The following is a 16622-nucleotide window of genomic DNA, read 5'->3' as shown; positions in this document are numbered from 1 at the left end:
TGTTGACTGATCCACTGCAATCGGGGGCAAGCCCCCTCCCACATTTGGTTTTACAATGTGCCGGTTATTGCGCGTCGAACGCCTGGCCGTTGATGCCGGCACTGTCCGGCCCCATCAGGTAGAGGTAAACCGGCATGATCTCTTCCGGCGCCGGCCGTTCCATCGGGTTTTCCCCCGGATACGCCTGGGCGCGCATGCTGGTGCGGGTGCCGCCGGGGTTGATGCTGTTCGAGCGAACCGCCGCTACATCTTCGAGCTCGTCCGCCAGGGTTTGCATCAGGCCCTCAGTCGCAAACTTCGACACGCCATAAGCTCCCCAATAGGCCCGGCCCTTGCGGCCGACGCTGCTGGAGGTGAACACCACCGAGGCATCCTTCGACAGCTTGAGCAGCGGCAACAAGGTACTGGTCAGCATGAACATCGCGTTGACGTTCACGTGCATCACCCGCATGAAGTTCTCGCCGGACAACTGTTCGAGCGGCGTACGCGGGCCGATGATCGAGGCGTTGTGCAGCAGGCCGTCGAGGTGGCCGAATTCTTTCTCGATCATCGCCGCCAGCTCATCGTATTGATGGGGCAGGGCGGTCTCCAGGTTGAAGGGGATCACCACCGGCTGTGGTTGGCCTGCGGCTTCGATCTCGTCATATACCTGGGCAAGGTTGGCTTCGGTCTTGCCCAGCAACAGCACGGTAGCGCCGTGGGCGGCGTAGGTTTTCGCCGCCGCCGCGCCAATCCCGCGACCGGCGCCGGTGACCAGGATCACCCGGCCCTTGAGCAGTTCTGGACGCGCGGAGTAATCAAACATAAATAGCCTCGATAAAATTCAGCAGCTTATGAACCCCAACTCTGGAAACACTGAAGATCCCCTGTGGGAGGGGGCTTGCCCCCGATGAGGGCCTATCAGTCATAGAGGTGCGCGCTGGCACACCGCTATCGGGCGCAAGCCCCCTCCCACATTGGATCTTCATAGAGGGTGGGGGCGTTGAGTAATCAGCAACTGCACAGTGCGTTATCCAGCACCTTGCGCAGTTCCAGCGGGTGATCCACCACCACATCGGCACCCCAATGGCGTGGGTTGTCGTCCGGGTGGATGTAGCCGTAAGTGACCGCCGCCGTGCGGGTGCCGGCGTCGCGGCCGGACTCGATGTCGCGCAGGTCATCGCCCACGAACAGCACGCTGGCCGGGTCCAGGCCGAGCATCTTGCAGGCCAGGATCATCGGCTCCGGGTCCGGCTTGCTGTTTTTCACGTGGTCCGGGCAGATCAGCAGTGCCGAGCGTTCGGCCAGGCCGAGTTGCTGCATGATCGGCTCGGCAAAACGCAGGGGTTTGTTGGTGACCACGCCCCAGATCAGCTTGGCCTTCTCGATGTCTTCGAGCAGCTGCGCCATGCCGTCGAACAACTTGCTGTGGACCGCGCAGCCCTTGAGGTAGCGCTCGAGGAATTCCTGGCGCAGTTCTTCAAAGCCTGGGGATTCCGGGTCCATCGAGAAGGTCACCGCAACCATTGCCCGCGCACCGCCGGAGATTTCATCGCGGATGTGCTGGGGGTTGATCGGCGGCAGGTCGCGATCGGCGCGCATCGCCTGGCAGATCGCGATGAAGTCCGGCGCGGTATCCAGCAGGGTACCGTCCATATCGAAGAGAACCGCTCGCAACTTCACAGGCTCACTCCTCGCGCAGGGTCTGGATCATGTAGTTGACGTCAACATCGTTGGCCAGCTTGTAGTGCTTGGTCAGCGGGTTGTAGGTCAGGCCGATGATGTCCTTGACGGTCAGCCCGGCCTGGCGGCTCCACGCACCCAGCTCGGACGGACGGATGAATTTCTTGAAGTCATGGGTGCCGCGCGGCAGCAGCTTCATGATGTATTCGGCGCCGATGATCGCGAACAGGTAAGCCTTGGGGTTGCGGTTGATGGTGGAGAAGAACACCTGGCCGCCGGGCTTGACCATGCGGAAGCAGGCGCTGATCACCGAGGACGGGTCGGGCACGTGTTCCAGCATTTCCAGGCAGGTGACCACGTCGAACTGCTCGGGCATCTCTTCGGCCAGGGCTTCGGCGGTGATCTGGCGGTATTCCACGCTCACCCCGGACTCCAGTTGATGCAATTGGGCCACGGCCAAGGGCGCTTCGCCCATGTCGATGCCCATCACAGTCGCGCCGCGTTGGGCCATGGCTTCGCTGAGGATGCCGCCGCCGCAACCGACGTCCAGTACCTTTTTGCCGGCCAGGTTGACGCGTTCGTCAATCCAGTTGACCCGCAGCGGGTTGATGTCGTGCAAAGGCTTGAACTCGCTTTCGCGGTCCCACCAGCGGTGAGCCAGGGCTTCGAATTTGGCGATTTCGGCGTGGTCGACGTTGCTCATGGTGAATCCTCTGAATCTGATAAATCGGTTTGTCGGTCTTGAACGCCAGGGTTCAAGGCCGTCGTTATTCGCTGTGCCCGCTGATGCGTTGGCCCCAGGCGATGGCCGTGGCGGTCAACTGTTGTTCATCCATGCGGGTCAATTGCCGGTCGTCGAGCAATTGCTTGCCAGCGACCCAAAGGTGTTTCACGCAATCGCGTCCGGTGGCATATATAAGCTGTGAGACCGGATCATAGATCGGTTGTTGCGCCAGCCCCGACAGATCGAAAGCAACGATATCCGCCGCCTTGCCGACTTCCAGCGAGCCGATCTCGCTTTCCAGGCCCATGGCTCGCGCGCCATTGAGGGTGGCCATGCGCAGGGTGCGATGGGCATCGAGTGCGGTGGCCGAACCGGCGACGGCCTTTGCCAGCATCGCCGCCGTGCGCGTTTCGCCCAACAGGTCAAGGTCATTGTTGCTGGCGGCGCCATCGGTGCCGATGGCCACATTCACGCCAGCCTGCCACAGACGCTCCACCGGGCAAAAGCCGCTGGCCAGTTTCAGATTGGATTCCGGGCAATGGATGACGCTGGTGTTGCTTTCTACCAGCAAAGCCAGGTCGTCCTCGCTGATTTGGGTCATATGAACGGCCTGGAAGCGCGGGCCCAGCAGCCCCAGGCGCCCCAGGCGCGCCAGCGGGCGCTCGCCGGTCTGCTCGACCGCTTGCTGCACTTCGAAGGCGGTTTCGTGAACATGCATATGGATCGCGGCGTCCAGCTCTTCGGCGATCACCCGGATTTTTTCCAGGTTGTCATCGCACACGGTGTAGGGCGCGTGGGGGCCAAAGGTGATCTTGATGCGCGGGTGGTGCTTGAGGTCGCCGAACAGCTCGACACCCTGGCGAATCGCCTCGTCGGCACTGCCGGCGCCGGGGATCGGGAAGTCGAGGATCGGAATCGCGATCTGTGCGCGCATGCCGCTGTTGTGCACGCAGTCGCTGGCGACCTTGGGGTAGAAGTACATGTCGGAGAAGCAGGTGATGCCGCCCTTGAGCTGTTCGGCGATGGCCAGGTCGGTGCCGTCACGCACGAACGCTTCATCGACCCACTTGGCTTCGGCGGGCCAGATGTGTTTTTCCAGCCAGGTCATCAGCGGCAGGTCATCGGCCAGGCCGCGAAACAGGCTCATCGCCGCGTGCCCGTGGGCGTTGACCAGGCCGGGGCTGAGCAACATGCCCGGCAGTTCGCGGGTCTCCTTGGCGGTCAGCTTCAACGCCGCCTGGCGAGGCCCGATAAACGCAATGCGCCCATCGCGGATGCCCAGGCCGTGTTCCTTGAGCACCACGCCGGCGGGTTCGACAGGTACCAGCCAGGTCGGCAGCAACAGTAAGTCGAGCGGGGCGGCAGTGGCAGTCATCGCAGGCTTCTTCCCAGGCAGCTATAAAAGAAGGGCGAAGTATACCCGAGCGTCCTGGCTGGCGGATCGCTATAATCGGCGGCTTTGTTTATGAGTGCGGAGTAAGGGATGCGCGATCGACTGTTGGCAGCGGAGAAAGTGAAGGCCATCGATTGGCGTGATGGCGCACTGTACCTGCTTGATCAGCGTGCCTTGCCGTCCCGGGAAAGCTGGGTGGCCTGCGTGACGGTCGATGCAGTGGCTGCAGCCATTCGCTCGATGGTAGTGCGCGGTGCGCCGGCCATCGGCATCAGCGCCGCATATGGCCTGGTGCTGGCCGCCCGCGAGCGGATCGCCGAGGGCGGTGACTGGCAGGCAGCGTGGGAAGAAGACTACGCATTGTTAGCCGATGCCCGCCCCACCGCGTCGAACCTGTTCTGGGCCTTGAAGCGCATGCGTGACCGGCTCGACCGCGTCAAAAAGCACGCCGACCCTGTGGCGGTGCTGGAAGCGGAAGCCATCGCCATCCATGAGAGTGACCGCGAAGCCAACCTGACCATGGCCCAGCTGGGCGTCGAGCTGATCCGCAAGCACCAGGGCAACGCCCAGGCCATCCTCACCCACGGCAACGCTGGCGCCCTGGCGACCGGCGGTGTCGGTACGGCGCTCGGGGTGATTCGCGCGGCCTACCTCGAAGGCATGGTCGAGCAGGTCTACGCCAATGAAACCCGGCCCTGGCTGCAAGGCTCGCGGCTGACCGCCTGGGAGCTGGCGGGCGAGGGCATCCCGGTGACGGTGAATGCCGACTCGGCCGGTGCGCATATCCTCAAGACCAAAGGCGTGACCTGGGTGATTGTCGGCGCCGACTGCATTGCCGCCAACGGCGATGTGATCAGCAAGATCGGCACTTACCAGTTGGCCGTGTGTGCGATGCACCACGGCGTGCGTTTCATGGTGGTGGCGCCGAGTTCCACCCTGGATCTGATGATGGCCACTGGCGATGACGTAGCGCTGGAAGAACGCGAGGCCGGTGAGTTGCTGGAAGTCGCCGGCCAGCGCTTCGCGGCCGATGTGGCGGCCTTCAATCCGGTGTTCGACGTGACCCCGGCCGACCTGATCGATGTGATCGTGACCGAAAAAGGCGTGGTCGAACGGCCGGACACCGCCAAGCTGGCCAGGTTGATGTGTCGTAAGCGCTTGCACTAAGCCAATTTTCCCCCGAAATCGGGCTTGGTTCCAGCTCTGAGCCCCTCTCGTCGCCCTCAAGCCTGTCATCCGTCAACTTACTATGCTCCATGCGCATCAGGGGGATAGGTGCGTGGCGGCGATTGTGATAACATCCGGCGGTTTCCAGGGCTGCCCCGAGGGGTGGCCTATAACGTGCAGATCCGTGTCATAACTCGTTGATTTGTCGTAAGTCGTTGTCAGGCACTCTGCCGGCAGCGGCGAGCTTCGTTCGTCCCATATGGATGTGACGAGGTTTCACCCGAAAAAGGAATCAGGCTTCTCATGGGCGAACTGGCCAAAGAAATCCTCCCGGTCAATATCGAAGACGAGCTGAAACAGTCCTACCTCGACTACGCGATGAGCGTAATTGTCGGTCGGGCACTGCCTGATGCGCGCGATGGCTTGAAGCCCGTGCACCGGCGTGTGCTGTTCGCGATGAGCGAGCTGGGTAACGACTGGAACAAGCCGTACAAGAAATCTGCCCGTGTTGTCGGTGACGTGATCGGTAAGTATCACCCTCACGGCGACACTGCGGTGTACGACACCATCGTTCGGATGGCCCAGCCGTTTTCCCTGCGCTACCTGCTGGTAGACGGCCAGGGCAACTTCGGTTCGGTCGACGGCGACAACGCCGCGGCCATGCGATACACCGAAGTGCGCATGACCAAGCTGGCGCACGAACTGCTGGCCGACCTGCATAAAGAAACCGTGGACTGGGTGCCGAACTACGACGGCACCGAAATGATCCCGGCCGTCATGCCGACCAAGATCCCCAACCTGCTGGTCAACGGTTCCAGCGGTATCGCCGTGGGCATGGCGACCAACATCCCGCCGCACAACCTCGGTGAAGTCATCGACGGTTGCCTGGCCCTCATCGACAACCCCGAGCTGACCGTCGATGAGCTGATGCAATACATCCCCGGCCCGGACTTCCCGACCGCCGCGATCATCAACGGTCGCGCCGGCATCATCGAAGCCTATCGCACCGGTCGCGGCCGCATTTACATGCGTGCCCGCTCGATCATCGAAGACATCGACAAGGTCGGTGGCCGCCAGCAGATCGTCATCACCGAGCTGCCGTACCAACTGAACAAGGCACGTCTGATCGAGAAGATCGCCGAGCTGGTCAAAGAGAAGAAGCTCGAAGGCATCACCGAGCTGCGCGACGAGTCCGACAAAGACGGTATGCGCGTGGTGATCGAGCTGCGTCGTGGCGAAGTGCCTGAGGTGATCCTCAACAACCTCTACGCCCAGACCCAGCTGCAAAGCGTGTTTGGTATCAACGTGGTTGCACTGATCGATGGCCGCCCGCGCATCCTGAACCTCAAGGACCTGCTGGAAGCCTTCGTGCGTCACCGTCGCGAAGTGGTCACCCGCCGTACCGTGTTCGAACTGCGCAAGGCCCGCGAGCGCGGCCACATCCTGGAAGGCCAGGCAGTTGCGCTGTCGAACATCGACCCGGTGATCGCTCTGATCAAGGCCTCGCCAACCCCGTCGGAAGCCAAGGAAGCGTTGATCAGCACCCCTTGGGAATCCAGCGCCGTGGTGGCGATGGTTGAACGTGCCGGCGCCGACTCGTGCCGTCCGGAGACCCTGGACCCGCAATACGGTCTGCGTGAAGGCAAGTACTTCCTGTCGCCGGAACAGGCCCAGGCCATCCTGGAACTGCGCCTGCACCGCCTGACTGGCCTGGAGCACGAGAAGCTGCTGGCCGAGTACCAGGAGATCCTCAACCAGATCGGCGAGTTGATCCGCATCCTCAGCAGCGCCGTGCGCCTGATGGAAGTGATCCGCGAAGAACTGGAAGTGATCCGCGCCGAATACGGCGATGTGCGTCGCACCGAGATTCTCGATGCACGCCTCGACCTGACCCTGGGTGACATGATCCCGGAAGAGGAGCGCGTGGTGACCATCTCCCACGGTGGCTACGCCAAGACCCAGCCGCTGGCTGCGTACCAGGCCCAGCGTCGTGGTGGTAAAGGTAAATCGGCTACCGGCGTGAAGGATGAGGACTACATCGCTCACCTGCTGGTTGCCAACAGCCACACCACGCTGCTGCTGTTCTCCAGCAAGGGCAAGGTGTACTGGCTCAAGACCTACGAAATCCCGGAAGCGTCCCGTGCCGCCCGTGGTCGCCCACTGGTCAACTTGCTGCCGCTGGACAGTGATGAATACATCACCACCATGCTGCCGGTCGAGGAATACACCGAAGGTCACTTCATCTTCATGGCCACCGCCAAAGGCACCGTGAAGAAGACCCCGCTGGAATCCTTCAGCCGCCAGCGCAGCGTGGGCCTGATCGCCCTGGAGCTGGACGAAGGCGACGTGCTGATCTCCGCTGCCATCACCGACGGCGAGCGTGAAGTCATGCTGTTCTCCGACGGCGGTAAAGTAACGCGCTTCAAGGAATCCGACGTTCGTGCCATGGGCCGTACTGCCCGCGGTGTGCGCGGCATGCGCCTGCCGGAAGGGCAGAAGCTGATTTCGATGTTGATCCCGGAAGAAGGCAGCCAGATCCTCACCGCTTCCGAGCGTGGTTATGGCAAGCGCACCGCCATCAGCGAGTTCCCGGAGTACAAGCGTGGCGGCCAGGGCGTGATCGCCATGGTCAGCAACGACCGCAACGGCCGTCTGGTCGGTGCGGTGCAGGTGCTCGACGGCGAGGAAATCATGCTGATCTCCGACCAGGGCACCCTGGTACGTACCCGTGTGGCTGAAGTGTCGAGCCTGGGCCGTAACACCCAGGGCGTGACCCTGATCAAGCTGGCCAAGGACGAAAAACTGGTCGGCCTGGAGCGTGTTCAGGAGCCATCGGAAGTCGAAGGCGAAGAGCTGGAAGGCGAGGAGTTTGAAGGCGAGGTGATCGCAGCAGGCGATGACAACGTCGACGAGCCAACCCTCGACGCTGCCGCAGACGAAGAAGAACCGCAGGAATAAGCGGACACACAGGGGGCGGATGAAGATTCGCCCCCTTGTTGTTTGTCCCCTTAGAAACATGTGGGAGCTGGCTTGCCTGCAATGGCATCACCACGGTATCACTGACTTACCGAGGCGCCTGTATCGCAGGCAAGCCAGCTTCCACAACGGTCCGCTCCGGAAGCGGAGCGTTGCCGAACATGATTGCAGCCCCACCAGATCAGAGTGAGATTGGATGTGAGCAAGAGAGCCTATAACTTCTGTGCCGGTCCCGCGGCGCTTCCTGAAGCAGTCCTGCAGCGTGCGCAGGGTGAACTCCTCGACTGGCATGGAAAAGGCCTCTCCGTGATGGAAATGAGCCATCGCAGCGATGAGTTCGTGTCCATCGCCACCAAGGCCGAGCAGGATCTGCGCGACTTGCTGGACATCCCTTCCAACTACAAAGTGCTATTCCTGCAGGGCGGCGCCAGCCAGCAATTCGCCCAGATCCCGCTGAACCTGCTGCCGGAAGACGGCACTGCCGACTATATCGACACTGGTATCTGGGGCCAGAAGGCCATTGAAGAGGCTTCCCGTTACGGTCACGTCAATGTGGCGGGCACCGCCAAGCCTTACGACTATTTCGCCATTCCGGGTCAGAACGAGTGGAAGTTGTCGAAGGACGCTGCCTACGTGCACTACGTGGCCAACGAAACCATTGGCGGCCTGGAGTTCGATTGGGTGCCGGAAGTGGGCGACGTGCCGCTGGTGTGCGACATGTCCTCGGACATCCTCTCGCGCCCGATCGATGTGTCGAAGTACGGCATGATCTACGCTGGCGCGCAGAAGAACATCGGCCCGAGCGGCATCCTGGTCAACATCATCCGCGAAGACCTGCTGGGCCGTGCCCGTTCGCTGTGCCCGACCATGCTCAACTATAAGGTCGCGGCGGATAACGGCTCGATGTACAACACCCCGCCGGCGTTCGCCTGGTACCTGTCCGGCCTGGTCTTCGAGTGGCTGAAAGAGCAGGGCGGTGTCGCTGCGATGGGCAAGCTCAACGAAGAGAAGAAGCGCGTCTTGTACGACTTCATCGACGCCAGCGGCCTGTACAGCAACCCGATCAACCTGACCGACCGCTCGTGGATGAACGTGCCGTTCCGCCTGGCTGACGACCGCCTGGACAAGCCGTTCCTGGCCGGTGCCGACGCGCGTGGCCTGCTGAACCTCAAGGGTCACCGCTCGGTGGGTGGCATGCGCGCCTCCATCTACAACGCCGTCAACATCCACGCGATCAACGCGCTGGTTGCCTACATGGCAGAGTTCGAAAAGGAACACGGCTAATGTCTGAGCAAGAACTCAAGGCCCTGCGTGTACGCATCGACAGCCTGGACGAGAAAGTCCTGGAGCTGATCAGTGAGCGCGCGCGGTGCGCCCAGGAAGTGGCAAGGGTGAAGATGGCGTCCCTGGCCGAAGGCGAAGTGCCGGTGTTCTATCGGCCCGAGCGTGAAGCCCAGGTGCTCAAGCGTGTGATGGAGCGCAACAAGGGCCCGCTGGGCAACGAAGAGATGGCGCGGTTGTTCCGTGAAATCATGTCCTCGTGCCTGGCGCTGGAGCAGCCGCTGAAAGTGGCCTACCTCGGCCCGGAAGGCACCTTTACCCAGGCGGCGGCCATGAAGCACTTCGGCCACGCGGTGATCAGCAAGCCAATGGCGGCGATCGACGAAGTGTTCCGTGAAGTGGCGGCCGGTGCGGTGAACTTTGGCGTGGTGCCGGTGGAAAACTCCACCGAAGGCGCGGTCAACCACACGCTGGACAGCTTCCTCGAGCACGACATGGTGATCTGTGGCGAAGTCGAGCTGCGCATCCACCACCACCTGCTGGTGGGTGAGAACACCAAGACCGATAGCATCAGTCGCATCTACTCCCACGCCCAGTCGCTGGCCCAGTGCCGCAAGTGGCTGGATGCGCATTACCCGAATGTCGAGCGCGTGGCGGTCTCCAGCAACGCCGAAGCCGCCAAGCGGGTCAAGGGTGAGTGGAATTCGGCAGCCATCGCTGGCGATATGGCGGCGGGCCTGTACGGCCTGACGCGCCTGGCCGAGAAAATCGAGGACCGCCCGGACAACTCCACGCGCTTCCTGATGATCGGCAGCCAGGAAGTACCGCCGACCGGTGACGACAAGACCTCCATCATCGTGTCCATGAGCAACAAGCCCGGCGCACTGCATGAGCTGCTGGTGCCGTTCCACGACAACGGGATTGACCTGACGCGCATCGAGACTCGTCCTTCGCGCAGCGGTAAATGGACTTATGTGTTCTTTATCGACTTCATCGGCCATCACCGCGACCCACTGGTCAAGGGCGTGCTCGAGAAAATCAGTCAGGAAGCCGTGGCACTCAAGGTGCTGGGCTCTTACCCGAAAGCGGTTTTGTGAGGCTTTAACATGAGTGGCAACTTCCTCGCCCTGGCGCAGCCGGGCGTGCAACAACTGTCGCCTTACGTTCCGGGCAAGCCTGTGGACGAGCTGGCGCGTGAGTTGAACCTGGATCCTTCGAAAATCGTCAAGCTGGCGAGCAACGAGAACCCGCTGGGCCCTAGCCCCAAAGTCCTGGCGGCGATCCGTGAAGAGCTGGCTGAGCTGACCCGGTATCCGGACGGCAACGGCTTCGCGCTCAAGTCGTTGCTGGCGGAAAAATGCCGCGTCGAGCTGAACCAGGTGACCCTGGGCAACGGTTCCAACGACATTCTCGAGCTGGTCGGCCGTGCCTACCTGGCGCCGGGCTTGAACGCTGTGTTCAGTGAGCACGCCTTCGCGGTCTATCCGATCGTGACCCAGGCCGTCGGTGCCGATGCGCGCATCATTCCGGCGAAGGATTGGGGCCATGACCTGCCGGCCATGCTGGCAGCCATCGATGCCCGGACCCGCGTGGTGTTCATCGCCAACCCGAACAACCCGACCGGCACCTGGTTCGACGCCCAGGCGCTGAACGACTTCCTGCAAGACGTGCCCAAGCACGTGCTGGTGGTGCTGGACGAGGCCTACATCGAGTACGCCGAAGGCAGTGACCTGCCGAACGGCCTCGATTTCCTGGCCGCGTACCCGAACCTGCTGGTGTCGCGCACCTTCTCCAAGGCTTACGGCCTGGCATCGCTGCGCGTGGGCTACGGCCTGTCCACTGCGGTGGTTGCCGATGTGCTGAACCGCGTGCGCCAGCCGTTCAACGTCAACAGCCTGGCCCTGGCCGCGGCCTGTGCGGCGGTGAAGGATACCGAGTACCTGGAGCAAGGTCGTCGTATCAACGAAAGCGGCATGCTGCAGTTGCAGGAAGGCTTCCGCGAGCTGGGCCTGGGCTGGGTTCCGTCCAAGGGTAATTTCATCTGCGTCGACCTCGGTCAGGTGGCCGCTCCGGTATTCCAGGGCTTGTTGCGTGAAGGTGTGATCGTGCGTCCGGTGGCCAACTACGGCATGCCGAATCACCTGCGCATCACCATCGGTCTGCCGGCTGAAAACAGTCGCTTCCTGGAGGCGCTGGCCAAGGTTCTGGCTCGTGGTTGATGTCACTGCATTGCAACCTGCTGTGCCTATGATCGGTCGCCTGGTGGTGGTCGGCCTGGGGTTGATCGGCGGCTCCTTCGCCAAAGGCCTGCGTGAAAGCGGGCTGTGTGGCGAAGTGGTCGGTGTGGACCTGGACCCGCAATCGCGCCAGTTGGCGGTCGAGTTGGGCGTGGTGGATCGCTGTGAAGCGGACCTGGCGCTCGCCTGCCGGGGCGCGGATGTGATCCAGCTGGCCGTGCCGATCCTGGCCATGGAGAAATTGCTCGCCGTGTTGGCGGGCATGGACCTGGGCCAGGCGATCCTGACGGACGTCGGCAGTGCCAAAGGTAATGTGGTGCGCGCGGCGCAGCAGGCGTTTGGTGGCATGCCGACGCGCTTCGTGCCGGGTCATCCGATTGCCGGTTCGGAGCAAAGCGGGGTGGAGGCGTCGAATGCGCAGCTGTTCCGTCGACACAAAGTGATCCTGACGCCGCTTGCGCAAACCGATCCGGCGGCGCTGGCGGTGGTCGATCGCCTGTGGCGCGAGTTGGGTGCGGATGTCGAGCATATGCAGGTCGAGCGTCACGACGAAGTGCTGGCCGCGACCAGCCATCTGCCGCATTTGCTGGCGTTTGGCCTGGTGGATTCTTTGGCCAAGCGCAACGAGAACCTCGAGATTTTCCGTTACGCCGCCGGTGGCTTCCGCGACTTCACGCGGATTGCCGGCAGCGACCCGGTGATGTGGCACGACATCTTCCTCGCCAATCGCGAAGCGGTGTTGCGCACCCTGGACACCTTCCGCAGCGACCTCGACGCCTTGCGCGATGCGGTCGACGCCGGGGATGGCCATCAATTATTGGGTGTGTTCACCCGTGCGCGGGTGGCGCGTGAGCATTTCAGCAAGATCCTGGCACGCCGGGCGTATATGGAAACCGCTGTGAACGCTGATGACCTGACCTTCCTCGCCAACCCGGGCGGCCGCTTGAGCGGAAGCATTCGGGTGCCGGGCGACAAGTCGATTTCTCATCGGTCGATCATGCTCGGTTCGTTGGCTGAGGGTGTGACGGAAGTCGAAGGTTTCCTCGAAGGCGAGGACGCCCTGGCGACTCTGCAGGCGTTTCGCGACATGGGCGTGGTGATTGAAGGGCCGCACCATGGGCGCGTGACCATCCACGGCGTGGGGCTGCATGGTTTGAAGCCCGCACCGGGGCCGATTTACCTCGGCAACTCGGGCACCTCCATGCGCCTGCTGTCCGGTTTGCTGGCTGCGCAGAGCTTCGACAGCGTGCTGACGGGCGACGCTTCCCTGTCCAAGCGTCCGATGAATCGCGTGGCCAAGCCGTTGCGGGAAATGGGTGCGGTGATCGGGACCGGCCCGGAAGGGCGTCCGCCCCTGACTATCCGGGGTGGTCAGGTGCTCAAAGGTTTCGATTATTCGATGCCGATGGCCAGTGCGCAGGTTAAATCCTGCCTGTTGCTGGCCGGGCTTTACGCCGAGGGCAAGACCTCGGTGACCGAGCCTGCGCCGACCCGTGATCATACCGAGCGCATGTTGCGCGGTTTTGGATATCCGGTTGATGTGGTAGGGGGCAAGGCGTCGGTTGAGTCGGGCCATGCGTTGGCTGCAACACATATTGAAGTGCCGGGGGATATTTCCTCTTCGGCGTTTTTCCTGGTGGCGGCTTCGATTGCCGAAGGCTCCGAGTTGTTGCTGGAGCACGTGGGTGTCAACCCGACCCGCACCGGCGTGATCGACATTCTGCGGCTGATGGGGGCGGACATTACCTTGGAAAATCCGCGTGAAGTGGGTGGCGAGCCGGTGGCTGACCTGCGCGTACGTGCCGCGGCGTTGAAAGGTATTGAAATTCCCGAGGCACTGGTGCCTTTGGCGATCGACGAGTTCCCGGTGCTGTTCGTTGCGGCGGCCTGTGCCGAAGGGCGGACCGTGTTGCGCGGCGCCGAAGAGCTGCGCGTGAAGGAATCCGACCGTATTCAGGTCATGGCCGATGGTCTGCTGGCACTGGGCGTGACGTGTGAACCGACGCCTGATGGGATTATCATTGACGGTGGCCCGATGGGTGGCGGTGACGTACATACCCATGGCGATCACCGGATTGCCATGGCATTCAGCGTGGCTTCCCTACGGGCGGCGGCGCCGATTCGTATCCGTGACTGCGCCAATGTTGCTACGTCTTTTCCGAACTTTCTTACACTGTGTGCCCAAGTCGGCATCCGTGTTGCCCAAGAGGCTCAATTGTGAATATCAAAGCACCGGTGATTACCATCGACGGGCCAAGCGGCTCGGGCAAAGGCACGATCGCCGGCATCCTGGCCAAGCGCCTGGGCTGGTGCCTGCTGGATTCCGGCGCGCTGTACCGCCTGCTGGCATTCGCCGCACGCAACCATGGCGTCGACCTGACCAACGAAGAATCCCTGAAGCTGCTGGCGGCGCACCTCGATGTACAGTTCGTCGGCGCGACGGAAGGGCATCCCCAGCGCATCATCCTTGAAGGGGACGATGTGACCGATGACCTGCGCAATGAGCAAGTTGGCTCCTGGGCCTCCCAGGTTGCCGCGCTGCCAGCGGTGCGGGACGCATTGTTGCAGCGCCAGCGGGCTTTCCAGGAACCGCCGGGCCTGGTGGCCGATGGCCGCGATATGGGAACCGTGGTGTTTCCCGAGGCGCCATTGAAGATTTTCCTGACCGCCAGCGCCGAGGAGCGGGCTCGCCGCCGCTACTTGCAGTTGAAGGGCAAAGTCGATGGTGTTAGTCTGTCGAGTCTGCTAGATGAGATCCGTGCACGCGATGAGCGTGATACCCAGCGCGCAGTAGCCCCGCTCAAGCCGGCGGCTGATGCCATACAGCTGGATTCCACGGAGCTGTCCATCGAGCAGGTGCTGGAACGCATCTTGAGCGAGATCGCCATTCGCGATATCGCCGGGTGACCAAGAAGGCCGCAGGGGACCAGTCATAGTCCTGTGGTGCTTCTTTTAATTGAAACTGACCCACACCGTCTGGGGTGTGGAGATGGGCGTATTCTTCGCCCTTATCAACAGGAATTAAAATGAGCGAAAGCTTTGCGGAACTCTTTGAAGAAAGCCTAAAAACCCTGAACCTTCAGGCAGGCTCCATCATCACCGGTGTTATCGTTGATATCGATTACCAAGCTCGCTGGGTAACCGTTCACGCTGGTCTGAAGTCTGAAGCTCTGATCCCGCTGGAACAGTTCTACAACGATGCTGGTGATCTGACAATCAATGTCGGTGACGAAGTTCACGTTGCTCTGGACTCGGTTGAAGACGGTTTCGGTGAAACCAAGCTGTCCCGTGAAAAAGCCAAGCGCGCTGAATGCTGGATTGTTCTCGAAGCAGCCTTCGCAGCTGAAGAAGTGGTCAAGGGCGTTATCAACGGTAAGGTTAAAGGCGGCTTCACTGTCGACGTTAACGGCATCCGTGCGTTCCTGCCAGGTTCTTTGGTCGACGTTCGTCCAGTGCGCGACACCACGCACCTGGAAGGCAAAGAACTCGAATTCAAGGTCATCAAGCTCGACCAGAAGCGCAACAACGTTGTCGTTTCCCGTCGCAGCGTCCTGGAAGCAGAGAACTCCGCCGAGCGTGAAGCTCTGCTGGAATCCCTGCAGGAAGGCCAACAAGTCAAAGGTATCGTCAAAAACCTCACCGACTACGGCGCATTCGTCGACCTGGGTGGCGTGGATGGCCTGCTGCACATTACCGACATGGCTTGGAAGCGTATCAAGCATCCTTCCGAAATCGTCAACGTTGGCGACGAGATCGATGTCAAGGTTCTGAAATACGATCGCGAGCGCAACCGTGTTTCCCTGGGCCTGAAGCAACTGGGCGAAGATCCATGGGTTGCTATCAAAGCCCGTTACCCAGAAGGCACTCGCGTAACCGCGCGTGTTACCAACCTGACCGACTACGGCTGCTTCGCTGAGCTGGAAGAAGGCGTGGAAGGCCTGGTGCACGTTTCCGAAATGGACTGGACCAACAAGAACATCCACCCTTCGAAAGTCGTACAAGTCGGCGACGAAGTGGAAGTTATGGTTCTGGACATCGACGAAGAGCGTCGTCGTATCTCCCTGGGCATCAAGCAGTGCAAATCTAACCCATGGGAAGATTTCTCTGGCCAGTTCAACAAGGGCGATAAAATCTCCGGCACCATCAAGTCGATCACCGATTTCGGTATCTTCATTGGTCTGGACGGCGGCATCGACGGCCTGGTTCACCTGTCCGACATCTCCTGGAACGAAGTGGGCGAAGAAGCTGTTCGTCGTTTCAAGAAGGGCGACGAGCTGGACACCGTTATCCTGTCGGTTGACCCAGAGCGCGAGCGTATCTCCCTGGGTATCAAGCAACTGGAAAGCGACCCGTTCTCTGAATACGTTCAGGACAACGACAAAGGCGCAATCGTTAAAGGCATCGTGAAGGAAGTTGACGCTAAAGGCGCCATCATCACTCTGGCCGACGATATCGAAGCGACTCTGAAAGCCTCCGAAATCAGCCGTGACCGCGTTGAAGACGCGCGTAACGTTCTGAAAGAAGGCCAGGAAGTAGAAGCCAAGATCATCAGCGTTGACCGCAAGAGCCGTGTAATCCAGCTCTCCATCAAGTCGAAAGACGATGCTGAAGAGAAAGAAGCCATCCAGAGCTTGAAAGACAAGCCTTCGGATAGCATCGCTGCTGGTCCTACCACTCTGGGCGACCTGTTGCGTGCACAAATGGAAAAACAGAACTAAGTTCTGTCAGACCATAAAAAAGGGCGACTTCGGTCGCCCTTTTTTGTGCCTGAAATTCGTTGAATCAACAACCTAGAACCAAGGCATACAGCTCAGTGTCAGAACTCACTATAGTCTTAAGAAAAATGCGGTTCTTGTGTTGTTGTTTCAGTAAGGATTTGAATGAACAGGCTTATCGTAATACTTGCAATGATAGTGCTCGCCGGTTGCTCCTCCACCAGCGCTAAAACCCACGCCAAGCGCGGCGTCAGCGGCATTGAGATCGATTGCTCAGGCCTTGGCAATCGCTGGGAGAAGTGCGAGAGGCGCGCTGCCCGTGAGTGCAAGATGCAGGGCTATAAGGTGATCACCAGGTCCAGCGACGCCAAGGACGAAGAGGGTGACTATCTATTCGGTTGGAACCCTGCCGGCGCTGTAACCCGCACTATGCTGGTCATCTGTAATTGAGGTCGGAATACGCCTAT

The 16622-nt window shown here is 61.1% G+C and carries 13 protein-coding genes; 9 read left to right on the top strand and 4 right to left on the bottom strand.

What is annotated here, in order from left to right:
• Positions 1 to 64 precede the first annotated feature (64 nt).
• From BM110_RS00265 to BM110_RS00250, 4 genes are all read right to left on the bottom strand, one after another.
• A complete protein-coding gene (locus tag BM110_RS00265; RefSeq protein WP_071496681.1) occupies positions 65 to 805 on the bottom strand; it encodes a YciK family oxidoreductase in 741 nt (246 codons plus the stop codon).
• Between the two features lie 185 nt (positions 806 to 990).
• Positions 991 to 1662: an N-acetylmuramic acid 6-phosphate phosphatase MupP gene (mupP, locus tag BM110_RS00260; RefSeq protein ID WP_058424511.1), complete on the bottom strand. Its 672-nt coding sequence runs from the start codon at positions 1660 to 1662 to the stop codon at positions 991 to 993.
• A gap of 4 nt (positions 1663 to 1666) precedes the next feature.
• Positions 1667 to 2365, bottom strand: coding sequence for a bifunctional 2-polyprenyl-6-hydroxyphenol methylase/3-demethylubiquinol 3-O-methyltransferase UbiG (gene ubiG / locus BM110_RS00255; protein ID WP_071489061.1), 699 nt, complete (start codon positions 2363 to 2365; stop codon positions 1667 to 1669).
• Positions 2366 to 2429: 64 nt separating this feature from the next.
• Complete coding sequence (locus BM110_RS00250; RefSeq protein ID WP_093511869.1) at positions 2430 to 3761, bottom strand: TRZ/ATZ family hydrolase; 1332 nt, start codon at positions 3759 to 3761, stop codon at positions 2430 to 2432.
• A 108-nt stretch (positions 3762 to 3869) separates the two neighbouring features.
• On the opposite strand from BM110_RS00250, the gene mtnA reads away from it, so the two are divergent.
• From mtnA to BM110_RS00205, 9 genes are all read left to right on the top strand, one after another.
• The gene (gene mtnA, locus BM110_RS00245; protein WP_093511867.1) at positions 3870 to 4946 is read left to right on the top strand and encodes an S-methyl-5-thioribose-1-phosphate isomerase; all 1077 of its coding nucleotides are present in this window, start codon (positions 3870 to 3872) and stop codon (positions 4944 to 4946) included.
• A 303-nt stretch (positions 4947 to 5249) separates the two neighbouring features.
• Positions 5250 to 7904: a DNA gyrase subunit A gene (gyrA, locus tag BM110_RS00240; protein ID WP_010211963.1), complete on the top strand. Its 2655-nt coding sequence runs from the start codon at positions 5250 to 5252 to the stop codon at positions 7902 to 7904.
• A gap of 216 nt (positions 7905 to 8120) precedes the next feature.
• Positions 8121 to 9206, top strand: a complete 1086-nt coding sequence (gene serC / locus BM110_RS00235; protein ID WP_093511865.1) for a 3-phosphoserine/phosphohydroxythreonine transaminase — start codon at positions 8121 to 8123, stop codon at positions 9204 to 9206.
• Complete coding sequence (pheA, locus tag BM110_RS00230; protein ID WP_003172650.1) at positions 9206 to 10300, top strand: prephenate dehydratase; 1095 nt, start codon at positions 9206 to 9208, stop codon at positions 10298 to 10300. Before serC ends, pheA begins: the two co-directional genes overlap by 1 nt.
• Positions 10301 to 10309: 9 nt before the next feature.
• Positions 10310 to 11422, top strand: a complete 1113-nt coding sequence (hisC, locus tag BM110_RS00225; RefSeq protein WP_093511863.1) for a histidinol-phosphate transaminase — start codon at positions 10310 to 10312, stop codon at positions 11420 to 11422.
• A 28-nt stretch (positions 11423 to 11450) separates the two neighbouring features.
• On the top strand, positions 11451 to 13661 hold the full coding sequence (locus BM110_RS00220) for a bifunctional prephenate dehydrogenase/3-phosphoshikimate 1-carboxyvinyltransferase (RefSeq protein ID WP_256575348.1): 2211 nt from the start codon (positions 11451 to 11453) through the stop codon (positions 13659 to 13661).
• Positions 13658 to 14347, top strand: a complete 690-nt coding sequence (gene cmk / locus BM110_RS00215) for a (d)CMP kinase (RefSeq protein ID WP_003172653.1) — start codon at positions 13658 to 13660, stop codon at positions 14345 to 14347. The genes BM110_RS00220 and cmk overlap by 4 nt, the downstream gene beginning before the upstream one ends.
• A 119-nt stretch (positions 14348 to 14466) precedes the next feature.
• The gene (rpsA, locus tag BM110_RS00210) at positions 14467 to 16158 is read left to right on the top strand and encodes a 30S ribosomal protein S1 (protein ID WP_071489067.1); all 1692 of its coding nucleotides are present in this window, start codon (positions 14467 to 14469) and stop codon (positions 16156 to 16158) included.
• Positions 16159 to 16320: 162 nt separating this feature from the next.
• A complete protein-coding gene (locus BM110_RS00205; RefSeq protein ID WP_071489068.1) occupies positions 16321 to 16605 on the top strand; it encodes a hypothetical protein in 285 nt (94 codons plus the stop codon).
• Positions 16606 to 16622: the final 17 nt, after the last annotated feature.

Origin of the sequence: Pseudomonas sp. NFPP28 (genome assembly GCF_900115535.1) — a bacterium.
Classification (GTDB): domain Bacteria; phylum Pseudomonadota; class Gammaproteobacteria; order Pseudomonadales; family Pseudomonadaceae; genus Aquipseudomonas; species Aquipseudomonas extremorientalis.
This window is presented reverse-complemented; position numbering and strand designations above follow the sequence as displayed.